Source organism: Micromonospora sp. NPDC018662, assembly GCF_044391475.1.
In the GTDB taxonomy this organism is placed as follows: Bacteria; Actinomycetota; Actinomycetes; order Mycobacteriales; family Micromonosporaceae; genus Micromonospora.
This window is the reverse complement of record NZ_JBISAC010000004.1, coordinates 181,286-199,776: the sequence shown is the minus strand read 5'-3', so window position 1 is coordinate 199,776 and position 18,491 is coordinate 181,286. Positions and strand designations below refer to the sequence as shown.

17 protein-coding genes and 1 pseudogene are annotated in these 18,491 nt (G+C 72.3%); 10 read left to right on the top strand and 8 right to left on the bottom strand.

Annotation, left to right across the window (positions count from 1 at the left end; translation table 11 throughout):
• Positions 1 to 2: 2 nt before the first annotated feature.
• On the bottom strand, positions 3 to 1,439 hold the full coding sequence (locus ACH495_RS14550; RefSeq protein ID WP_396858209.1) for a cryptochrome/photolyase family protein: 1,437 nt from the start codon (positions 1,437 to 1,439) through the stop codon (positions 3 to 5).
• Positions 1,440 to 1,493: 54 nt separating this feature from the next.
• Positions 1,494 to 2,036, bottom strand: coding sequence for a winged helix-turn-helix domain-containing protein (locus tag ACH495_RS14545; RefSeq protein ID WP_396858208.1), 543 nt, complete (start codon positions 2,034 to 2,036; stop codon positions 1,494 to 1,496).
• 258 nt (positions 2,037 to 2,294) lie between these two features.
• On the opposite strand from ACH495_RS14545, the gene ACH495_RS14540 reads away from it, so the two are divergent.
• Complete coding sequence (locus tag ACH495_RS14540; protein ID WP_396858207.1) at positions 2,295 to 6,677, top strand: S8 family serine peptidase; 4,383 nt, start codon at positions 2,295 to 2,297, stop codon at positions 6,675 to 6,677.
• A gap of 143 nt (positions 6,678 to 6,820) precedes the next feature.
• Here ACH495_RS14540 and ACH495_RS14535 read toward each other — a convergent pair whose 3' ends face one another.
• Entirely contained in the window at positions 6,821 to 7,456 is a 636-nt protein-coding gene (locus ACH495_RS14535; protein ID WP_396858206.1) for a winged helix-turn-helix domain-containing protein, read from the bottom strand.
• A gap of 279 nt (positions 7,457 to 7,735) precedes the next feature.
• On the opposite strand from ACH495_RS14535, the pseudogene ACH495_RS14530 reads away from it, so the two are divergent.
• Positions 7,736 to 7,969 (top strand): annotated as a pseudogene (locus tag ACH495_RS14530) (hypothetical protein); the annotation flags it as partial.
• A 30-nt stretch (positions 7,970 to 7,999) separates the two neighbouring features.
• Here ACH495_RS14530 and ACH495_RS14525 read toward each other — a convergent pair.
• Positions 8,000 to 9,031, bottom strand: coding sequence for a sigma-70 family RNA polymerase sigma factor (locus ACH495_RS14525; protein WP_396858205.1), 1,032 nt, complete (start codon positions 9,029 to 9,031; stop codon positions 8,000 to 8,002).
• 107 nt (positions 9,032 to 9,138) lie between these two features.
• On the opposite strand from ACH495_RS14525, the gene ACH495_RS14520 reads away from it, so the two are divergent.
• Positions 9,139 to 9,945, top strand: coding sequence for an alpha/beta fold hydrolase (locus ACH495_RS14520; RefSeq protein ID WP_396858204.1), 807 nt, complete (start codon positions 9,139 to 9,141; stop codon positions 9,943 to 9,945).
• Positions 9,946 to 10,081: 136 nt separating this feature from the next.
• Here the strand turns inward: ACH495_RS14520 and ACH495_RS14515 are convergent, their stop codons facing one another.
• Positions 10,082 to 11,068, bottom strand: coding sequence for an oxidoreductase (locus ACH495_RS14515; protein WP_396858203.1), 987 nt, complete (start codon positions 11,066 to 11,068; stop codon positions 10,082 to 10,084).
• The gene (locus ACH495_RS14510) at positions 11,065 to 11,307 is read right to left on the bottom strand and encodes a DivIVA domain-containing protein (protein WP_396858202.1); all 243 of its coding nucleotides are present in this window, start codon (positions 11,305 to 11,307) and stop codon (positions 11,065 to 11,067) included. The genes ACH495_RS14515 and ACH495_RS14510 overlap by 4 nt, the downstream gene beginning before the upstream one ends.
• A 150-nt stretch (positions 11,308 to 11,457) precedes the next feature.
• On the opposite strand from ACH495_RS14510, the gene ACH495_RS14505 reads away from it, so the two are divergent.
• From ACH495_RS14505 to ACH495_RS14475, 7 genes are all read left to right on the top strand, one after another.
• A complete protein-coding gene (locus ACH495_RS14505) occupies positions 11,458 to 12,339 on the top strand; it encodes a helix-turn-helix domain-containing protein (protein ID WP_396858201.1) in 882 nt (293 codons plus the stop codon).
• 4 nt (positions 12,340 to 12,343) lie between these two features.
• On the top strand, positions 12,344 to 12,523 hold the full coding sequence (locus ACH495_RS14500; RefSeq protein ID WP_396858569.1) for a DUF397 domain-containing protein: 180 nt from the start codon (positions 12,344 to 12,346) through the stop codon (positions 12,521 to 12,523).
• A gap of 160 nt (positions 12,524 to 12,683) precedes the next feature.
• A complete protein-coding gene (locus ACH495_RS14495) occupies positions 12,684 to 12,863 on the top strand; it encodes a DUF397 domain-containing protein (protein ID WP_396858568.1) in 180 nt (59 codons plus the stop codon).
• Positions 12,864 to 12,969: 106 nt separating this feature from the next.
• Positions 12,970 to 16,212: a hypothetical protein gene (locus ACH495_RS14490; protein ID WP_396858200.1), complete on the top strand. Its 3,243-nt coding sequence runs from the start codon at positions 12,970 to 12,972 to the stop codon at positions 16,210 to 16,212.
• A gap of 10 nt (positions 16,213 to 16,222) precedes the next feature.
• Positions 16,223 to 16,450, top strand: a complete 228-nt coding sequence (locus tag ACH495_RS14485) for a hypothetical protein (protein WP_396858199.1) — start codon at positions 16,223 to 16,225, stop codon at positions 16,448 to 16,450.
• Positions 16,451 to 16,585: 135 nt separating this feature from the next.
• A complete protein-coding gene (locus tag ACH495_RS14480; RefSeq protein ID WP_396858198.1) occupies positions 16,586 to 17,266 on the top strand; it encodes an HAD family hydrolase in 681 nt (226 codons plus the stop codon).
• Complete coding sequence (locus ACH495_RS14475) at positions 17,263 to 17,703, top strand: VOC family protein (protein WP_396858197.1); 441 nt, start codon at positions 17,263 to 17,265, stop codon at positions 17,701 to 17,703. The genes ACH495_RS14480 and ACH495_RS14475 overlap by 4 nt, the downstream gene beginning before the upstream one ends.
• Before the next feature lie 57 nt (positions 17,704 to 17,760).
• Here ACH495_RS14475 and ACH495_RS14470 read toward each other — a convergent pair whose 3' ends face one another.
• Positions 17,761 to 18,042: a winged helix-turn-helix transcriptional regulator gene (locus ACH495_RS14470; protein WP_396858196.1), complete on the bottom strand. Its 282-nt coding sequence runs from the start codon at positions 18,040 to 18,042 to the stop codon at positions 17,761 to 17,763.
• The gene (locus tag ACH495_RS14465; protein WP_396858195.1) at positions 18,039 to 18,443 is read right to left on the bottom strand and encodes a VOC family protein; all 405 of its coding nucleotides are present in this window, start codon (positions 18,441 to 18,443) and stop codon (positions 18,039 to 18,041) included. Before ACH495_RS14465 ends, ACH495_RS14470 begins: the two co-directional genes overlap by 4 nt.
• Positions 18,444 to 18,491: the final 48 nt, after the last annotated feature.

The window sequence follows — 18,491 nt, the reverse complement described above, 5'->3', positions numbered from 1 at the left end:
GCTCAGGGGGCCTCGTCGCCGCGCTTCTCCTCCTGCGCCAGCACCGCGTCGCGGCGCTGCGGGTCGGTGCGCTCGGCCAGCTCGGCGGCGAGCCGCGGGTCGCCGGCGAGGCGTTCCCGATTGCGGTGCAGGAACGCCTCGAACCCGCCGGTGTACGGGCACGCGTCGTCGCCGAGCGTCTCCTTCGGCACGTACCGGCAGCCGCCGCAGTGGTCGCCGATCCGGTCCAGGTGGCCGCCGTCGAACACCCACGGCTGGGTGTCGATGCGGGCCAGGTCGGCGTACTGGCTCATGCCGATGACTGTGGCGTTCATGACCCATTCGGTGCCGTCGACGAAGCTACGCCCGAACCAGTCGGCCAGCTCGGTGGCGCGCCAGCCGCGTTGCAGGCCGTAGTTGGCGAGCACGGTCAGCCGCGCGGTCTGGTGCGCCCAGCCGGTGTCGCGCACGCCGGCCAGCACGTCGGCGAGGCAGCGGGCCTCCACCGCGTCCGCGTCGAGCCGGTCGAACCACTCCGGCAGCGGGCGGGTGGCGGGGAGCCAGCCGGCGCCCCGGAAGCGCGGGTCGAAGTACCAGTAGAGCTGCCACAGGAACTCGCGCCAGCCGAACAGGCCGCGGACGAAGCGGTGCACCGCCGCTGGTGGCGCGGTCCCGGCGCGGCCGGCGCGCTCGGCGGCCCGGATCGCCGGTTCCGGGTCGAGCAGGCCGAGGTTGAACGAGGACGAGAGCACGCTGTGCGCGAGCAGCCCGTCGCGGTCGCTGAGCACGCCCTCGGTGTCGGCGTACGCGGGCAGCCGGTGGTCGAGGAAGTGGGTGAGCCGGGCCTGTGCCTCGGCGTGCGTGGCCGGATAGCGGCGCGGTGCGTCCCGGCCGACGAACCGGATCCCCTCGGCCTGCCAGCGGTCGAGGTCGCGGCGCACCTGCGCGTCGATGTCGTCCTCGACGACGGGCGGCGGTGGCGGCACGTCGACCAGCCGGGGGCGGGGCCGGCGGGTGGGTGTCGGCAGGTCCCGCAGCACGTCGTGCCGGTCCCGCGCCCAGCGGTAGAAGTCGGCCATCCGCAGCCGGCCCCGCCGGGTGTCGGCCCAGGCCGCGAACTCGGCCCGGTCGGTGACGAAGCCACGCGGCGGCAGCACGGCCAGCCCGTCGACGGTACGGGCGAACGCGAGCGCCGCCCGCGACGACGGGTGCACCACCTCGGCCGGTTCGCCCAGCTCGGTGAGCGCCGCCCGGAACGTGTCGGCGCGCACCAGCCGGGCCCGGTCGCCGAGTTCGGCGGCCCGGTGCCGCAGCGCCGACAGGATCAGGTGCGCCTTCTGTCGGTGCATCGGCCGGGCGGCGAACACCGAGCGGTTCTCCACCAGCAGGACGCGGTGCGCGTCGTCGTCGAGGAAGTGGGGACCGAGCTGGTCCGCCAGGAGCCATCGCCAGCGTGCCATGTTCCGGTATTGCCCCTTTCGCGCCGGACGGAATCCTGTGTGGAGGAAAATGCGTCAACCGCCCCGGACCCCGGGGCGGCGGTGGTCGGTGAGCCGCAGCCCGACGCCGCGTACCGCGACGATGGTGACGCCGGTGCCCAGCTCGTCGAGCTTGCGGCGCAGCCGCTTGACCAGGGACTGCACGTCGGCGCGGCGCTGCGTCGGCGCGTCGTGCCAGACCGTGCGGTGCAGCTCCGCGTAGCTCCACACCCGCACCGGCTCGGCGGTCAGGCAGGCCAGCAGGTCGCGCTCCAGCCGGGTGAGCGGGACCTCCCGGCCCTCCCAGCGGGCGGTGGACCGGGCCGCGTCGATCACCAGTGCGCCGTCCGGCGGCGACTCGCGTGTCGCCGGGGGCGCCGGCACGGCCTCCCGTTCGGGGGCGATCAGCTCGCGCAGCTCGTCCAGGTCGGCGACCAGCAGCAGCGGCGCCACGCCGTCCAGCAGCTCGGTGAGACGGAGCCGCTCGGCGGGCGACGGTGTCACGCCGATGACCAGCGAGAAGTGGTGCCCCGGCGGGTCGGCGCCGGGAAGCGTCGCGTTCGGGTCGTCCGTCGTCACGCCGCCCCCCACCGTGACAGTGACTGTCAACCGGGCCACCAATCCGGGGACCTGTTGGTGACATGTTGCTTACGTACGGTCATTGATCGCCCGTTGGTGTCGATCATAGTGTCCACTCAGGTGGCCGGCGTAGACCCGCACGGCGCCTAGGGGGCCTGGGGGGTTTCTCAAACCGGTGTGACCAGTCGGGAGCGCAGTCTCCTGACCCTTCCGTCATGGCTCGACCACCCGCGGGTCATCCTCGAGGAGGCAGCACCGATGCTGAGACGTCCACACCGAAGGGGCCTGGCCGGTCGGCTGGTGAGCGCGGGCACCGCCCTGCTGCTCGCCGCGACCGCGCTGGCCGCCACCGGCGCTCCGGCGCAGGCCGCCGGCGCGTCGGCCGGCGACAAGATCCGCCCCGAGCTCACCCGGCAGCTCCAGGGCAAGAGCGAGGGCGACTTCTGGATCCACTTCGGCGACCGGGCCGACCTGGGCAAGGCCGGCGCCGTCAAGGACTGGGACCAGCGGGGCACCGCGGTCGCCGCGGCGCTGAAGAAGACCGCCACCGAGAGCCAGGCGAAGATCCGCGCCGAGCTGGACCGCTCGGGCACGAAGTACCAGACGTTCTGGGCCACCAACGCCATCAAGGTCTCCGGCGGCTCGCTGACCATGGCACAGAACTTCGCCGCCCACTCCGAGGTCGACGGCATCTACGCCCCGGTCGACTACAAGCTGCCGGAGACCACCCCGGGCACCGACGAGAAGTCGACGAACGCCCTGGAGTGGGGCATCGCCAACATCAACGCCGACGACGTCTGGTCCCAGTACGGCGTCAAGGGCGCCGGCATCACCGTGGCCAGCATCGACAGCGGCGTCCAGTTCGACCACCCGGCGCTGGTGAACGCCTACCGGGGCAACAACGGCGACGGCACGTTCGACCACAACTACAACTGGTACGACGCGGCCGGTGAGTGCGGCGACGGGCCGTGCGACTCCGACGGGCACGGCACCCACACCATGGGCACCATGGCCGGCTCGGACGGCGCCAACCAGATCGGCGTCGCCCCCGAGGTCAAGTGGATCGCCGCGAACGGCTGCTGCCCGACCGACGCCGCGCTGATCTCCTCCGGGCAGTGGATGCTGGAGCCGACCGACCTCGCCGGGCAGAACCCGGACGCCAGCAAGCGGCCCAACATCATCAACAACTCGTGGGGCACCACGGCGCCGTCCAACGAGCCGTTCATGGAGGACGTCACCAACGCGTGGACCGCCTCCGGCATCTTCGGCGTCTGGTCCAACGGCAACAACGGCCCCGCCTGCCAGACCAGCGGCTCGCCGGGCAGCCTGGCCAGCAACTACTCGACCGGCGCGTACGACGTCAACAACAACATCGCCAGCTTCTCGTCCCGGGGCACCGGGCAGAACGGCGAGATCAAGCCGAACATCTCGGCCCCGGGCGTGAACGTGCGCTCCAGCGTGCCGGACGACTCGTACGCCAGCATCAGCGGCACCTCGATGGCGGCGCCGCACCTGGCCGGCGCGATCGCGCTGCTCTGGTCCGCGGCGCCCACCCTGGTCGGCGACGTCACCGCGACCCGCGCCCTGCTGAACGACACGGCGGTCGACAAGGCCGACACGCAGTGCGGCGGCACCGCGGACGACAACAACGTCTACGGCGAGGGCCGCCTGGACGCGCTCGCGCTGCTCGCCGCCGCCCCGATCGGCGACAACGGCACGCTCGCCGGCAAGGTCACCGACGCGGCCGGCGCCCCGGTCGCCGGCGCCACTGTCACCCTGACCGGCGCGGCGGACCGCACGCTGACCACCGGCGCCGACGGCACGTACTCCTCGCTGCTGCCCGCCGGTGACTACCAGGTGGTGGTCTCGGCCTTCGGGTACGCGAGCCGCACGCTGACCGCGACCGTCACCAAGAACACCACCACCACGCTCGACGTCACGCTCACCGCGGTGCCGAGCGTCACCGTCAGCGGGCAGGTCACCGACGGCTCCGGCCACGGCTGGCCGCTCTACGCGAAGGTGAGCGTGGCGGGCACGCCGATCTCCGACTACACCACGCCGGCCACCGGCCGCTACAGCCTGAAGCTGCCGGCCGGGTCGACCTACCGGCTCACGATCGAGCCGCAGTACGCCGGCTACCTCACCGTCACCAAGGAGGTCACGGTCGGCACCGGCAACCTGACCACGAACGTCGCGGTGCCGGCGGACCCGGAGAAGTGCGCCACCGCCCCCGGCTACACCGTCAGCTCGGACGGCGAGTACGAGACGTTCGACGGCACCGGCGTGCCGGACGGCTGGTCGGTGGTGGACAACGCCGGCAGCGGCCAGGTCTGGGAGTTCACCGACGCCGGCGAGCGCGGCAACCTGACCGGCGGCGACGGCCACTTCGCCATCATCGACAGCGACAACTACGGCAACGGCGGGAAGCAGGACACCTCGCTGGTCAGCCCGGTCGTCGACCTGACCGGGGTGAGTACGCCGGTGATCCGGTTCAACCAGGACTACAACTGGCTGAACAGCGACCGCGCGGACGTCGACCTGAGCCTCGACGGCGGCACCACCTGGAGCAACGTGCTCCGGCAGGCGGCCGACGTACGCGGCAAGGTGACCGAGGTGCCCATCCCGCAGGCGGCGAACCAGTCGCAGGTGCGCGTCCGCTTCCACTACTACGACGCGAGTTGGGAGTGGTGGTGGGAGGTCGACAACGTGCTGATCGGCAGCAAGCTCGTCTGCAAGCCGGTCGACGGCGGCCTGGTGCTCGGCCACGTGCGCGACAAGAACGACAACAGCTACGTCAACGGCGCCACCGTGACCAGCAAGGACCGCCCGGCGGAGAAGGCCACCACGGTCGCCACCCCGGACGACACCGAGCTGCCCGACGGCTTCTACTGGATGTTCTCGTCGCTGACCGGCACGCACCCGTTCACCGCCAGCGCCGGCAACTACGTGAGCCAGACCAAGCAGGTGAACGTCGAGACGGACTGGGCCACCACTGCCACGTTCCAACTGGCCGCCGGCCGGCTGTCGGTGCAGCCGACGTCGCTGACCGGCACGGCCCGGATGCCCAGCGGCAAGGTCAGCCGGACGTTCACCGTCACCAACACCGGCGGCGCCCCGGTCGACGTCGAGTTCAGCGAGCGTGACGGCGGGTTCGTGCTGCAACGCGCCGACGGGTCCCGGCTCTCCGAGCAGGCGCTGCTCGGCTCGACCGGCGCGCCGGCGCAGCGACTGACCGCGGCGACCTCGTTCGCGGCCCGCTCGTCCGGCAAGTCCTCGACGTCGGTCGCGCCGGCCGCGCCCCAGGCCGACCCGTGGACCGCCGTCCCGGGCTACCCGGCGAACGTGATGGACAACCGGGTCGTCACCGTCGACGGCAAGGTCTACTCCATCGGTGGCGGCGACGGCACCACGTCCAGCGCGAAGAACTACCGGTACGACCCGATCGCGCAGACCTGGACCGCCATCGCCGACCTGCCCGGCGCCCGTACCGCGATGACTGTCGGCGTGGTCGACGGCAAGATCGTCGCCAGCGGCGGCTGGGGCGCCACCGGCCCGGACGGCGCCACCTGGTCGTACGACCCGGCGGCGAACACCTGGACCGCGAAGGCGAGCAACCCGGCGCCGAGGTCGGCCGCCGGCCAGGCGGTCGCGGGCGGCAAGCTGTACGCGATCGGTGGCTGCACCACGGCGAGCTGCCTGCCGATGTCCAACTCGGTCGTCCGGTACGACCCGGGCGCCGACACCTGGGAGACGCTGCCCGCCTACCCGAAGTCGGTGGCGTTCCTGTCCTGCGGCGGGATCGACGGCACCGTCTACTGCACCGGCGGCAACGACGGCACGAACTCGCAGAAGGCCGGCTACGCGTTCGACCCGGGCGCCAACGCCTGGACCGCCATCGCCGACGCGCCGGCCGACAACTGGGCCGCCTCGTACGCGGTGGCGAACGGCAAGCTGCTGGTCGTCGGCGGTTCGCAGGGTGGCGCCATCACCAACGCCGGCTTCGCGTACGACCCGGCGACCAGTTCCTGGGCCAACCTGCCCAACGCCAACGCCCCCCGCTACCGGGGCGGCGCGGCCTGCGGGTTCTACAAGGTCGGCGGCTCGTCGGGCGGCTTCACCGCCACCAAGGACAGCGAGGTCCTGCCCGGCTTCGGCGAGTGCGCCGAGGTGGCGGCCGACGTGAGCTGGCTGACCGTCGACAAGTCGAAGGTCACGCTGGCGCCCGGCGCGAAGGTCACGGTCACGGTCGGCATGACCGCGAACGTCGACCAGCCGGGCACGTACTCGGCGTCCGTCGTGATCAAGGAGAACACCCCGTACACGGTGGCGCCGGTGGCGGTCACCATGGTCGCGCAGCCGCCGACCACCTGGGGCAAGCTGTCCGGCACGGTGTCCGGCAAGAGCTGCCAGGGCGCCACCGCCCCGCTGCCGGGCGCGACCGTGCAGGTCGACTCCTGGGCGAGCTCCTACACCTTCACCACCGACGCCGACGGCCGGTACGCCTACTGGATGGACCGGCGCAACAACCCGCTCACGCTGATCGTCGCGAAGGACGGCTGGAAGCCCCAGACCCGCCAGACGAAGATCAGTTCCACCACCCCCACGGTCGAGGACTTCACCCTCTCCCCCACCCGCTGCTGACCCGACGGGGGCGGGCCACCCGGCCCGCCCCCACCCACCCCACCCACCTTGCACGGCGATCTTGCACTCTCGGCCCCCACAAAACTCGCGAAAGGTGCGAGCCGGGGGCCACAAGTGCAAGATCGCCGCGTGTTGGCGGTGGGTCAGGAGGGGATCAGGCGGAAGCCGACGCCTCGGACGGCGTGGATCGTGGTGGGGGCGTTCAGGCGGGTCAGCTTGTGTCGGATGCGGCGCACCACCGAGTGCATGTCGGAACCCCGACCGAGATGGTCGTTGCCCCAGACGGCGCGGTGCAACCTGGCGTACGTCCAGACCTGGCCGGGCGTGTCGGCGAGGCAGACCAGCAGGTCGTGCTCCAGCGGCGTCAACCCGACCTCCCGCTCCCGCCAGCGCAGCACCCGCCGGTCGGAGTCCACCGCCAGCTCCAGCCCGGACGATTCGACCGGCGACCGGCCCGACAGCTCGACCGATGACCCGGCCGGCGCACCAACGGGCGGCTCGACCGACCGGGACGACGGGTCGACCGACCGGGACGACGGGTCGACCGGCCGGGACGGTGACTCGGCCCGGGAGTCGGCCGGCAGGTCGCCGTCGGAGGTCGTCGGGGTGACGGGCGACCGCGTGACCGCCGGCCGACGGACCAGGTCGAGGAACCGGCGGGCCTGGTGGGCGCTGGAGACGATCAGGAACGTCTCGGTGCCGCCGAGCAGTTGGGCGAGCTGTCGGCGTTCGGCCGACGTGGACGCGATGCCGATGACCAAGGACGGGAGCACGGTCATCCGTTCCCACCTTTCCGGCAGGTTGGGGCGCAGCACCCGGCAATGAGCCGCGCCACTTCCGACGCGGCGGATCGGGCCGGCCACCGGGCGTGGTGCGTTGCGGAGCACCTGGTGCGGAACGCGGCCTGAAGCGTGCTGGAGCTGCGGTTTCGTGAGGCTACGGGGCGAGCTACCGGGGATCATATAGCCGCCCACCGATGATTGGTATAGCAGTTAACGTCGATGTAACTGCGTGCGGCAAGATGACCGACGTCGCCACCGTGGACACGCCCGGGTGCGATGAGAACCGGGCCGTACGCCGGTCTGACCGGCGTGACCACCCTCGTGCTCCGCCTGCCCGGTGCGACGCCGACCCGCGCGGACATCGCGGCCCGCTGTGCCGAGCTGGCGGAGACACTGCGCGGGCGCGACCCGGGCGTGGTGGTCTGCGACCTGTCCGCGGTGACCCGGCCAGACCTGGTCACGGTCGAGGCCCTGGCCCGGCTCCGGCTGACCGCCCGGCGGTTCGGCTGGCGCTGGGAGACCCGCGGGGCGGGCCCGGAGCTACGCGATCTGGCCGACCTGCTGGGGCTGGCCGACGCCCTCATCGAGCCGGTCCGGCAGGCCGAAGAGCGGGAACAGGCGGTCGGTGTCGAGGAAGTGGTGGAGCGCGGTGATCCGGCCGCCGGACACCCCGACCACGATCAGCGACCAGGGCACGTGCCCTGAGTCGGGGTCGCGCCGGTACTGCCCGAACGCCGGCATGCCGTTGGCCGCCACCGGCACCAGCCGGGATCCCCGGCAGCCACTGCCCGTACCGGTCATCCACGCCACGATGTGGTCGGGCCCGCGCAACCACAGCGGCAGCGGCGGCATCGACAGCGTCGCGTCCTCGTGCAGCAGTTCGGTGAGTGCCGTGAGGTCGTACGCCTCGAACGCCCGCACGTAGCGGGCCAGCAGCGTCTGCTGCTCCTCGTCCAGCGGCTGGCGCACGTCGGCGCCGGTGTCGGCCGACGCGAGCGTGGCCCGGGCCCGTTGCAGCGCGCTGTTGACGCTCGCCACGGACGTGTCGAGCAGGTCCGCGACCTCCTGGGCCGACCAGGCCAGCACCTCACGCAGGATGAGCACGGCCCGCTGCTTCGGCGGCAGGTGCTGCAACGCCGCGACGAACGCCAGCCGGACCGACTCCCGCCCGGCGATGACCTCGGCCGGGTCGCCGGACTCGGGGAGCACCCGGTCGTCCGGCACCGGGCCGAGCCAGATCTGCTCCGGGCGCGGCTCGCCGGGGTGGGTCGCGGTGCCGCTGCCGGCGGGGCCGAGGTCCATCGGCCGGATCCGGCGCTGCGCGCTGGCGGCCATGTTCAGGCAGACGTTCGTCGCGATCCGGTACAGCCAGGTCCGCAGCGCGGAGCGCCCCTCGAACCGGTCGAAGTTGCGCCAGGCCCGGACGAAGGTGTCCTGCACCGCGTCCTCGGCCTCGAACGCCGAGCCCAGCATCCGGTAGCAGTAGCCGGTCAGCTCCGACCGGTACGTCTCGAGTTGCGTCTCGACGGGGACGCTCGCCACTTCGCTCACCTGTTCGAAACTAGCCGACATGCTGCGGGAACGCGAGCACCCCGGAAACGCGGGTCGCGGGTGCCGATGAGTTCGCCCCGCCCGCCCGGTCCACCGTTCGTCACCGTGGAACACCGAAGGAGCACCTCATGACCACCACTCCCGGGCAGTACGTCGACGTCAACGGCGTCCACCTCTACGTCGAGACGCACGGCGCCGGTCGGCCGATGATCCTGCTGCACGGCGGGCTCGGCTCGGGCGAGATGTTCACGCCGATCCTGCCCGCGCTGGCCGCCGGGCACCAGGTGATCCTGGTCGACCTCCAGGGCCACGGCCGCACCGCCGACGTCGACCGTCCGCTCGACATGGCGTTGATGGCCGACGACGTCGCCGCGCTCATCGACCACCTCGGGTTGGACCGGCCGGACGTGGTCGGCTTCTCCCTCGGCGGTGGGGTGGCGATGCACGTGGCGTTCCGGCACCCGGAAAAGGTGGGCCGGCTGGTCTCCGCGTCGGCCAACATCCGCCGCGACGCGATCTATCCGGAGATGCTCGCGCAGCAGGGCCAGATGACCGGCGCGGCGGCCGAGTTCATGAAGGACACCCCGATGTACGAGCTGTACCAGCGGGTCGCACCGCGCCCGGAGGACTTCCCCCGGCTGCTCGACAAGATCGGCGAGGCGATGCAGAAGGACTTCGACTTCACCGAGCAGGTCCGGGGCCTGCGGGTGCCGACGCTGATCATGGCCGCCGACGCCGACATGGCCCCGCCGAGCCACTACGTCGAGGTGTTCAAACTGCTCGACGGCGGGCTGCGCGACGGCGGCTGGACCGGCGAGGGCCGGCCGGCGGGCGGGCACGCGCTGGCCATCCTGCCCGGCCTGAGCCACTACGACATCGTCGACTCCCCGCTGTTCGCCGCCGTCACGCTCGCCTTCCTCGACCAGGGCCGCTGACGCCCGGTCGGGTTCGTCGGCTCTACGGCGAGTTCGTCGAGGGGAGAAGGTTCTCTTTTTCGCGGTATGACTGTCAGTCATAATTATGACAAATAGTCATACCGCGAAAAAGAGAACCTTGCGGGGCCGGGCACCCTCATCGCTCCCCGAGCGTGGGCAGGTGCAGGCGGTCGGCGGGCACCCCGGCAATGGGCAGCCAGCGGCGGGCGGCGGCGAGCATCGCGGGCGGCCCGCACACGTACACGTGCTGGCCGGGCCGGTGGTGGTGGATCGCCAGGCCGATCGCGGTGCCCTGCTCGGCGGGTGGAGCCTCCGGGTCGTCGGAGAACGCCGGCACGATCCGCAACCAGTCGTACGCCTGCTGAAGCTTGTCCAACGCGATCGCGTCGTACACGTCGCCGAACGTGCGCGCACCGACGATCACCGTCACCCGCCGGCCGGCCGGCGCGTCGGCGACCTGCTCCACCAGGGCGCGCAGCGGCGCCAACCCGGTGCCGCCGGCCACCAGCAGCAGATCGTCGTCCCCGTCGACCAACTCCAGCCCGCAATCGGCCGGCGCGCCGAGGTGGAGCAGGTCCCCGACGCGTACCGCACGGACCAGGCTGCCCGAGACGGAGCCGACGGCACGGACGTGGAACTCGACCGTGCCGTCCGCACGGGGCGCGTTGGCCGGCGACAACCACCGCCACCGCCCAGGATGGTGCGGCGTGCACACCGGCACCGCCTGCCCGGGCCGGTGCGGCAGCCGCCGCCACGGTCGTACCGTCAGCGCCGCGACGCCCTCGGCGGCGCGGTCGTGGTCGACCACCTCGACCGGCCACCACGCCGGCCCGTCACCCACCCGGGCCGCGGTCCGCTCGACCAGCCGCCACGCCCGCCACCACCGCATGCCCGGCACAGCCAGCAGCGCGCCGCCGATCGCCGCCGCGTGCCAGGACCGCCACCCCAAACTTCGGTACGCGCAGCCCAGCACCCGCAGCAGCGCCAGGCGCGCGGCCCGATCGTCACCGCCGTCCAGCAGCCGCAACAGGGACGCGTGCAGCAGCGGCGCGTCGCGCTCCGGTACCAGGCCCGGACAACGATCCTCCACCGCCGCCCAGAACCGCCCGGCCTGGCCGGTCATCGACCGGCCGGGTGGCGACGGCAGCCCCGGTGCTGGGACTGCCACTGCCGAACCGCCTGCCGGATGCGGTCGGCCTCGGTCCGCGCGGTGATCAGCTCGCGGTTCAGGCGTTCGAGTTCGTCCGCCACCCGGTCGAGGTGGTCACGGACCTGTCCGGGGTCCAGGCCACGCCATCGCGTGTCGAAGACGGCAGCGCGGACGTGGTACGGGAGCAGCCGTTGCGCGGTCACGTGGATCATCACTTTCCCTCTGTCGACTGGGGACGGGCGCTGCCGCGTCGCGACAGGCACCCACGATGGTCAATTCGGTGCTGGCTCGAGGCAATGTTTTGCCGCAGAATGCGAACCAAGGGATGAGGTGCCTTACGCGACGACAGCAAAGGAGATGACGTGGACGACTCGGGAAGCACCGTCCCGCGTAGGCAACTCGGCAGATATTTGAAAGAGATTCGCGAAGACGCGCACATCACGGTGAGCGCGGCGGCCAAGGAACTGGAATGGTCCACGCCCCGGATCTGGCGTTACGAAACGGGCCAGGTCCCCATGCACCCGAACGACGTGGAGGCGATGTGCCGGGTGTACGGCGCGTCCCGCGAGACGATCGAGACGATGCGGGCGCTGGCCCGGGAGACCAAGGCCCACGGCTGGTGGCACAGCTACGGCGCGGCGGTAGAGGATTGGTTCAAGCTCTACGTGGGCCTGGAAGCCGCGGCGACGAAGATCCGGAAGTACGAAGCCGACCTGATTCCCGGGCTCTTGCAGACGGTCGAGTACATGCGCGAACTGATCGAGATTGACCAGCCTGGCCTATCCGAGGTCGAGCGCCAGGCAAAGATTGACGTTCGGCTGCGTCGACAGCGCTTGTTGGCCCGTGCAGTGCCGAGAGCGCCCTACTTGGACTTGATCCTCAGCGAGGCGGTGCTACGCCGGCCGCTGCGTGACCGAGCAGCCATGGCTCGGCAGATGGAGGCGCTCGTGGTGAACGGGCGGCGACACAACATCCGCCTTCGAGTGCTCCCGTTGGACGCGGGACTGTCACGTTGGGCGTCCACCGGCACCTTCACGATGCTCGACTTTCCGACCGAGGTCCGGGAACCAGAGCCCACAACGATCTACATGGATGGCCCCTGTGGTGCGGTCTACCTAGACAAACCACACGAGATCCAGATCTACGACGACGCGTGGTGCTCACTTGTCGAGCGGGCGTTCGATGAGGATGAGTCCCGTGAGCTGATCACGGCGATTGCGAAGGAGATGACCCATGGAGCGTGACGGGGTGTGGCGCAAGTCGTCCCGATCCGGCAGCAACGGCGACTGCGTCGAGGTGGCGGGGTTCGCCGACGCGGTGGGCGTGCGGGACACCAAGGATCGGCAGGGCCCGGCGTTGAGCTTCGACCCGGCGAGCTGGACCCGGTTCGTCGCGGCCACCCGCACCAGCCGCCTCCCCCGCGCCTGACCCACCGACACCCATCCCATCGATCATGGAGTTGTGGCTCCCCGAATGCCGGTCTCACGCCATTTGTCAGGCACCACAACTCCATGATCGACAACCCAATGCCATAGGCGGACGCGCGATGGCAGCTCCAGGAAGGAGATGGCCCATGGAACGTGACGGTGTGTGGCGAAAGTCGTCCCGGTCCGGTGGCGAGGGCAACTGCGTCGAGGTGGCGGGGTTCGCCGACTCGGTAGGCGTGCGGGACACCAAGGACCGAAAGGGCCCAGCGTTGAGCTTCGACCCAACGAACTGGACGAGGTTCGTCGCGGCCACCCGCACCAGCCGCCTCCCCCGCCCCTGACGGCGACACCCGTGAGAACCGCAGAGATCTTGGTAAAAAATGGCCCCTCCAGGGGCACATTCCTTCCAAGATCTCTGCGGCTCGCGACCGCCACTAGGATGCGGGCGTGGCTCATGTTGGACGCCCGTACCGGCTGGTCGCCGCCGCTGTGGTCGTGCTGCTGCTCGGCGCGGGTGTGGCCTGGGGCGTCGACGACACGTTGGGGCTGCGCCACACTCCGGCCGACGTGCCGCGCGAGATTGCCGTCGCCGCGCCGACCCGGGCACCCGCCCCGGTGCCGCCGCTGACCTCGATCGTGGTGCCGGACCAGCTCCGCACGACGAAGGCCGCAGCCGCCGTGGCCGACGCGCTCGCCACTCGCGGCCGGCCCCGCCCCGCCGTCATCCGGACCGCGCCGCCCCGAACCGGGCCGCCCCGAACCGCGCCGCCCCGAACCGCGCCGCCCCGGACCACGCCGCCCCGGACCGGGCCGCCCCGAACCACGCCGCCCCGAACCACGCCGCCGGCACCCACCCCGCCCACGAACACCGGCACGGCCAGCCCGAGCGGAACCGGCCCGAGCGCGACCAGCTCGAACGAAACCGGCAAGGACGCCGCGAGGATGTCGACGGTGACTGAACTGCGGGCGGAGCTGCGTGCCGGCGGAACTCCGGAGTCGTACCGGATCGACGTGCGTCGGGCGGAGCTAAGCGTCACCGGCGACCTGGCGGGGGTCGCGGCCGGGCTCTACCGGCTGGCCGACCGGATCCGTTCCGGCGCCGAGGTGCTGCCGGCGGCGGAGGCGGGCCGGCCGGTGACGCCCCGGTTGGGGCTGCGGCTGACCGACGCGGGCTCGGTGGGGCGCGAGCCGGACCGGGCGGCGTTCGCGGCCGGCGACGACTACCGCCTCAACACGGACGTGGTGACCTCGGCGCTGCTGCCCCGGGCGCCGTGGGTGGACGCCGCGGCGGTGGCGCGCATCGACGCGCAGTTCCGGCAGTTCGTGGACCACGCGGTGGCGCAGGGCTACAACGGCGTCGTGGTGCCCGGCTTCCTGGAGTACGTGACGTTCGCCGGCGTCGGCGACGGGCACGCGGTCTATCCGGCCGGCGACCCGCACGTCGACCGGGCCCGCGCGATGGTGGCGGCGTTCGGGCCGGTCTTCCGGTACGCCGCAGAGATGGGCCTGAAGGTCTTCCTGCTCACCGACATGCTCGCGGTGTCACCGCCGCTGGAGGCGTACCTGGAACGCACCGTGGGCGGGCTGGACGCCACCGACCCCCGGCTCTGGGCGGTCTACCGGGCCGGCCTCGCCGAGCTGTTCGCGAGCATGCCGTTCGTCGCCGGCCTGATGGTCCGCATCGGCGAGGGCGGCGAGGTGTACGCGGGCAGCGGCTGGGACTACGGCTCGAAGCTGGCGGTCACCACCGCCGAGGGCGTCCGCGCGATGCTGCGGGCGCTGCTCGACACCGCCGGGGCGGCCGACAGGGAGGTCATCTTCCGCACCTGGACGGTGGGCGTGGGCGCGGTCGGCGACCTGCACACCAACCCCGACTCGTACGCCGAGGTGCTGGGCGGGTTCGACGACCCGCACCTGATCGTCTCCACCAAGTACACGCTCGGCGACTTCTACAGCCACCTGCCGTTCAACACCACCCTGTTCGGCGGCGCGCACCGGCGGATCGTGGAGTTCCAGGCCCGGCGCGAGTTCGAGGGGTTCGGCGCGCTGCCCAACGACCTCGGCCCGCTGCACCGGGCGGCGCTGCGCGCGTTCCTCGCCGCGAACCCGCACGTGGAGGGCGTGTGGAACTGGACCCAGGACGGCGGCCCGCTGCGCGCCGGGCCGATGTCGCTCTACCTGCGCGCCGGGTTCTGGCAGCTCTACGACCTGAACACGTACGCGGTGGCGCGGCTGGCCTGGGACCCGGACGCCGACCCGGCGCAGGTGACGGCAGAGTGGGCGTACCGGACGTTCTCCGCCGACCCGGCCACTGTCGCGGCGATCGGGCGGGCCATGGCGCTGTCCCGGGCCGCGGTCACCACGGGCCTCTACATCGGCCCGTACGCGGCCACGTCGGTGCGGGCGCTCGGGCTGGAACCGCCGCCGATGATGTGGATCTTCGAGTGGGACATCCCGACCGGTGACTCCGCGGCGCTGGACAGCATCTACGCGGTCACCGGCGACCGGGTCGACGCGGCGGTCGCCGAGGGCGGTGCGGCGGTCGCCACGGCCCGGCGGATGCGGGAGCTGGTCGCCGGCACCGACCCGGCGACGTGGCGGGACGCCGGGCTGCGCACGCGGTTCGTCGACACGCTCGACTACCAGGTGGACCTGTTCGTGACGCTGGCCGCCTACCGGACGATGGTGCTGCGGCACGCGCAGTGGCTGGACACCGGTTCCGGCACCGCGTACGCCGACTGGCGGTCGGCCGCCGGCGACTACCGGGAGGCGCGGGACCGGCACCGGCAGCGCTACGGCGGGGACGTCGACCTGCCGGCGTACCGCTTCACGGCGGCCGACCTCGGCGCGGAGCGGGCGGACCGCGACCCGGCGATGGCCTGGGCGGCGCGGGCGCTGCTGGTCCTGGTGGTGGCCGTGGTGGCGCTCGGGCTGCGCGGGCGCGGACCGGGCGGCCCGGCGGCGCGGGCGCTGCTGCTCGGCGCGCTGCGGCCGTGGCGGGTGGCGGCGCTGCCGGTGCCGACGTCCCGACTGGACCGGGTGCTGGTCTGGCTGGTGCCGGCCGTGGTGCTGGTGGCGAGCCGGCTGGTGTTCACCTGGTTCGCCGCGCCCGCGCACCTGCTGGTCACGCTCGGCGGGTGGGCGCTGTTCGCGCTGGTGGCGCGCCTGGCGGTGGGGCGGCGCGACCCGTTCGCGCTGGGGGCGGTCGTCGGCGGCGTGGCGCTGCTGCGCAGCGTGCTGCTGCTGGCGGTGCTGGCCGGGCGCGGGCCGGGCGGCTACTGGTTCGTGTTCTGGGCCGCGCCGGCCCGCCGGGCGGTCTACCTGACCGTCGCGGTGGCGGCGTTCTGCTGGCTGTTCGTGGCGACCGCCGTGGTGCTGCGCGACCGGTACGGCATGGCCCGCCGGCGGGTCGCCGGGCTGACGCTCACCGCCGGCGGGGTGCCGCTCGCGGTGCTCGCCGGGCTGATCGCGTGGATCGGCACGGAGCGCGCGCTGACGGTGTGGAACGACCAGATGGCGTTGCTGCCGTGGGGGCTGTCCCGCATCCTCGGCATCACCGTCTACCTGGGCATCCCGGCGAGTCTGCCCGGGTACGCGGCAGCGGTCGGGGCGGTGCTGGTCGCGGCCGGGCTGCTGCTGTCGGTTCGTCGGCGTGCTCGTGGGGTACCGGTGGGACAGGAGCACCGGTGAGGAGGACGAGATGACCGACCCCAGGTACGCACCGATCGGGCTGGCCGCCGCCGGGCGGCTGGTCGAGGACGACGGCGGGACCGGCGGTGGTGAGGTCGTCGGCGCGGACGACGCGGCGGCCGACGCCGCGCGGGCCGGCGCCGACGTGGACCTGTCCGGGGCCACCCGGGACAGCGACGGCACCCCGGTCGGCGCCGCCGACGCGGAGGCCGACCGGGAACGCGCCGCCGGCGAGTAAGTTGACTCACCCGCCCCGCCACCGTCCATGGTGGCGGGGCGGGAACGGCGGTAATGCGTCGCGTCCTCGGGGCGCCCGGTGCGACCATGTCGACATGCGTAAGATCCCCACGCGGTTCCGCCGCGACCCGCCGCCATGATCCGCTCGGTCTTCTTCGACGTCGGGGGGACGATCCTCGACGAGTCGCGCGAGTTCGCGGACTGGGCGGACTGGCTCGGCGTGCCCCGGCACACGTTCTCCGCCGTCCTCGGCGCGGTGATCGCCCGGGGGCAGGACTGGCAGGCGGCGTTCCGGACCTTCCGGCCCGACTTCGACCTGGCGGCCGAGTTGGCGCGTCGGGTCGCGGCCGGCCGACCGGAGTCGTTCGGCGAGGAGGACCTCTATCCGGACGCGCGGGCGTGCCTGACCGCGCTGAAGGAACAGGGACTGCTCGTCGGCCTGGCCGGCAACCAGCCGGCGCACGCCGAGGCGAGCCTGCACGCGCTCGGCCTGCCGGTGGACGTGATCGGCACGTCGCACGGCTGGGGCGTGGCGAAGCCGGCGCCGGCGTTCTTCGCGCGGCTCGTCCGCGCGGCCGGCGTCGACCCGTCATCGATCCTCTACGTCGGCGACCGGCCCGACAACGACGCGGGCGCGGCGATGGCGGCCGGCATGCCGGCCTGCCTGATCCGGCGTGGCCCGTGGGGGCACATCCTCGACCTACCGGCCGTGGCGCAGCGGTGCCTGTTCCGGATCGGGTCGCTGGACGAACTGCCGGGGCTGGTCGCGGCGCACAACGCCAACCGTCGGTCCCCCGTCCTACCCTCGGGGTCATGACGATTCAACGCATGGACAACGTCGGTATCGTGGTCGACGACCTCGACGCCGCCGTCGCCTTCTTCACCGCGCTCGGCATGGAGCTGGAGGGCCGGATGCCGATCGAGGGAAGCTGGGCGGGGAAGGTCGTCGGGCTCGACGACATGCGGAGCGAGATCGCGATGATGCGGATCCCGGACGCGCCGGGCCGGCTCGAACTGGTGACGTACCACTCCCCGACGGCCATCGTGCCGGAGCCGAGGGTCACCCCGGCCAACACGCGGGGTCTGCACCGCGTGATGTTCGCCGTCGACGACCTGGAGGACACCCTCGCCCGCCTCCGCCCACACGGCGCCGAACTCGTCGGCGAGGTGACGCGCTTCGAGGACAGCTTCCTGCTCTGCTACCTGCGCGGGCCGAGCGGCATCATCGTCGCGCTGGCCGAGCAGCTGAACTAAGTCGTCCACGCTCTCCGGTCGACAGGCGCCGAGGGGGCTGATCAGGCCAAACGCCTCCTAGGTGTCGTTCTTGCCCCAGTTGCCGAGTGCGACGATCGCCTCGCGCAGGGCGAACCCGCGATCGGTCAGCGCATAGGCCCGGGTGTTGTGTCGAAGGGGCAGGCGGAGCAGCACGCCAGCCGCTTCGAGCTCGCGCAGGCGTGTCGCGAGCATGTTCGTCGGCACGCCGAGGTCGCGCTGCAGATCGCCGTAGCGTTGTGGCCCGTCGAGCAGCCGTTCCACGATGAGCAGGGCCCACCGTGCTCCGACGATGTCGAGGGCCGCGGCGAGGTCGCTCACGCGGTCGGATCGACGTCCGCCTTCATCCAGAACGGTGAGTAGTGGTATCCGTCAGGGTCGTCGAACTGGCGCTGGTACATGAAGGGATAGTCGTCCGTGTCACCGATCCGCCCGCCGGCGGCGCCGGCGCGGTCGACGAGCTCGTCGACCGCCTCGCGGCTGCCCAGGTCGAACGAGACCGTGACCTTCGAGGGCGTATGAGGTCCGCCGATCAGCTCTTCGACTCCGCCGACACTCGCGTACATCTCGCGGCTGCCGAGCATGACGTACTGCTCCGGGGCGATCGCGAAGCACGAGACGTTGTGGTCGGACATCTCGGCGTTGAGGGTCCAGCCGAGGGCGGTGTAGAAGGCGGTTGCGCGCTCGACGCTCTCGACCGGGCAGGTGATGAAGAGACTCATGGAGCCATGCTTGCAAAATGCAAGTGACTCGTCAAGCGGCGCGCGAGA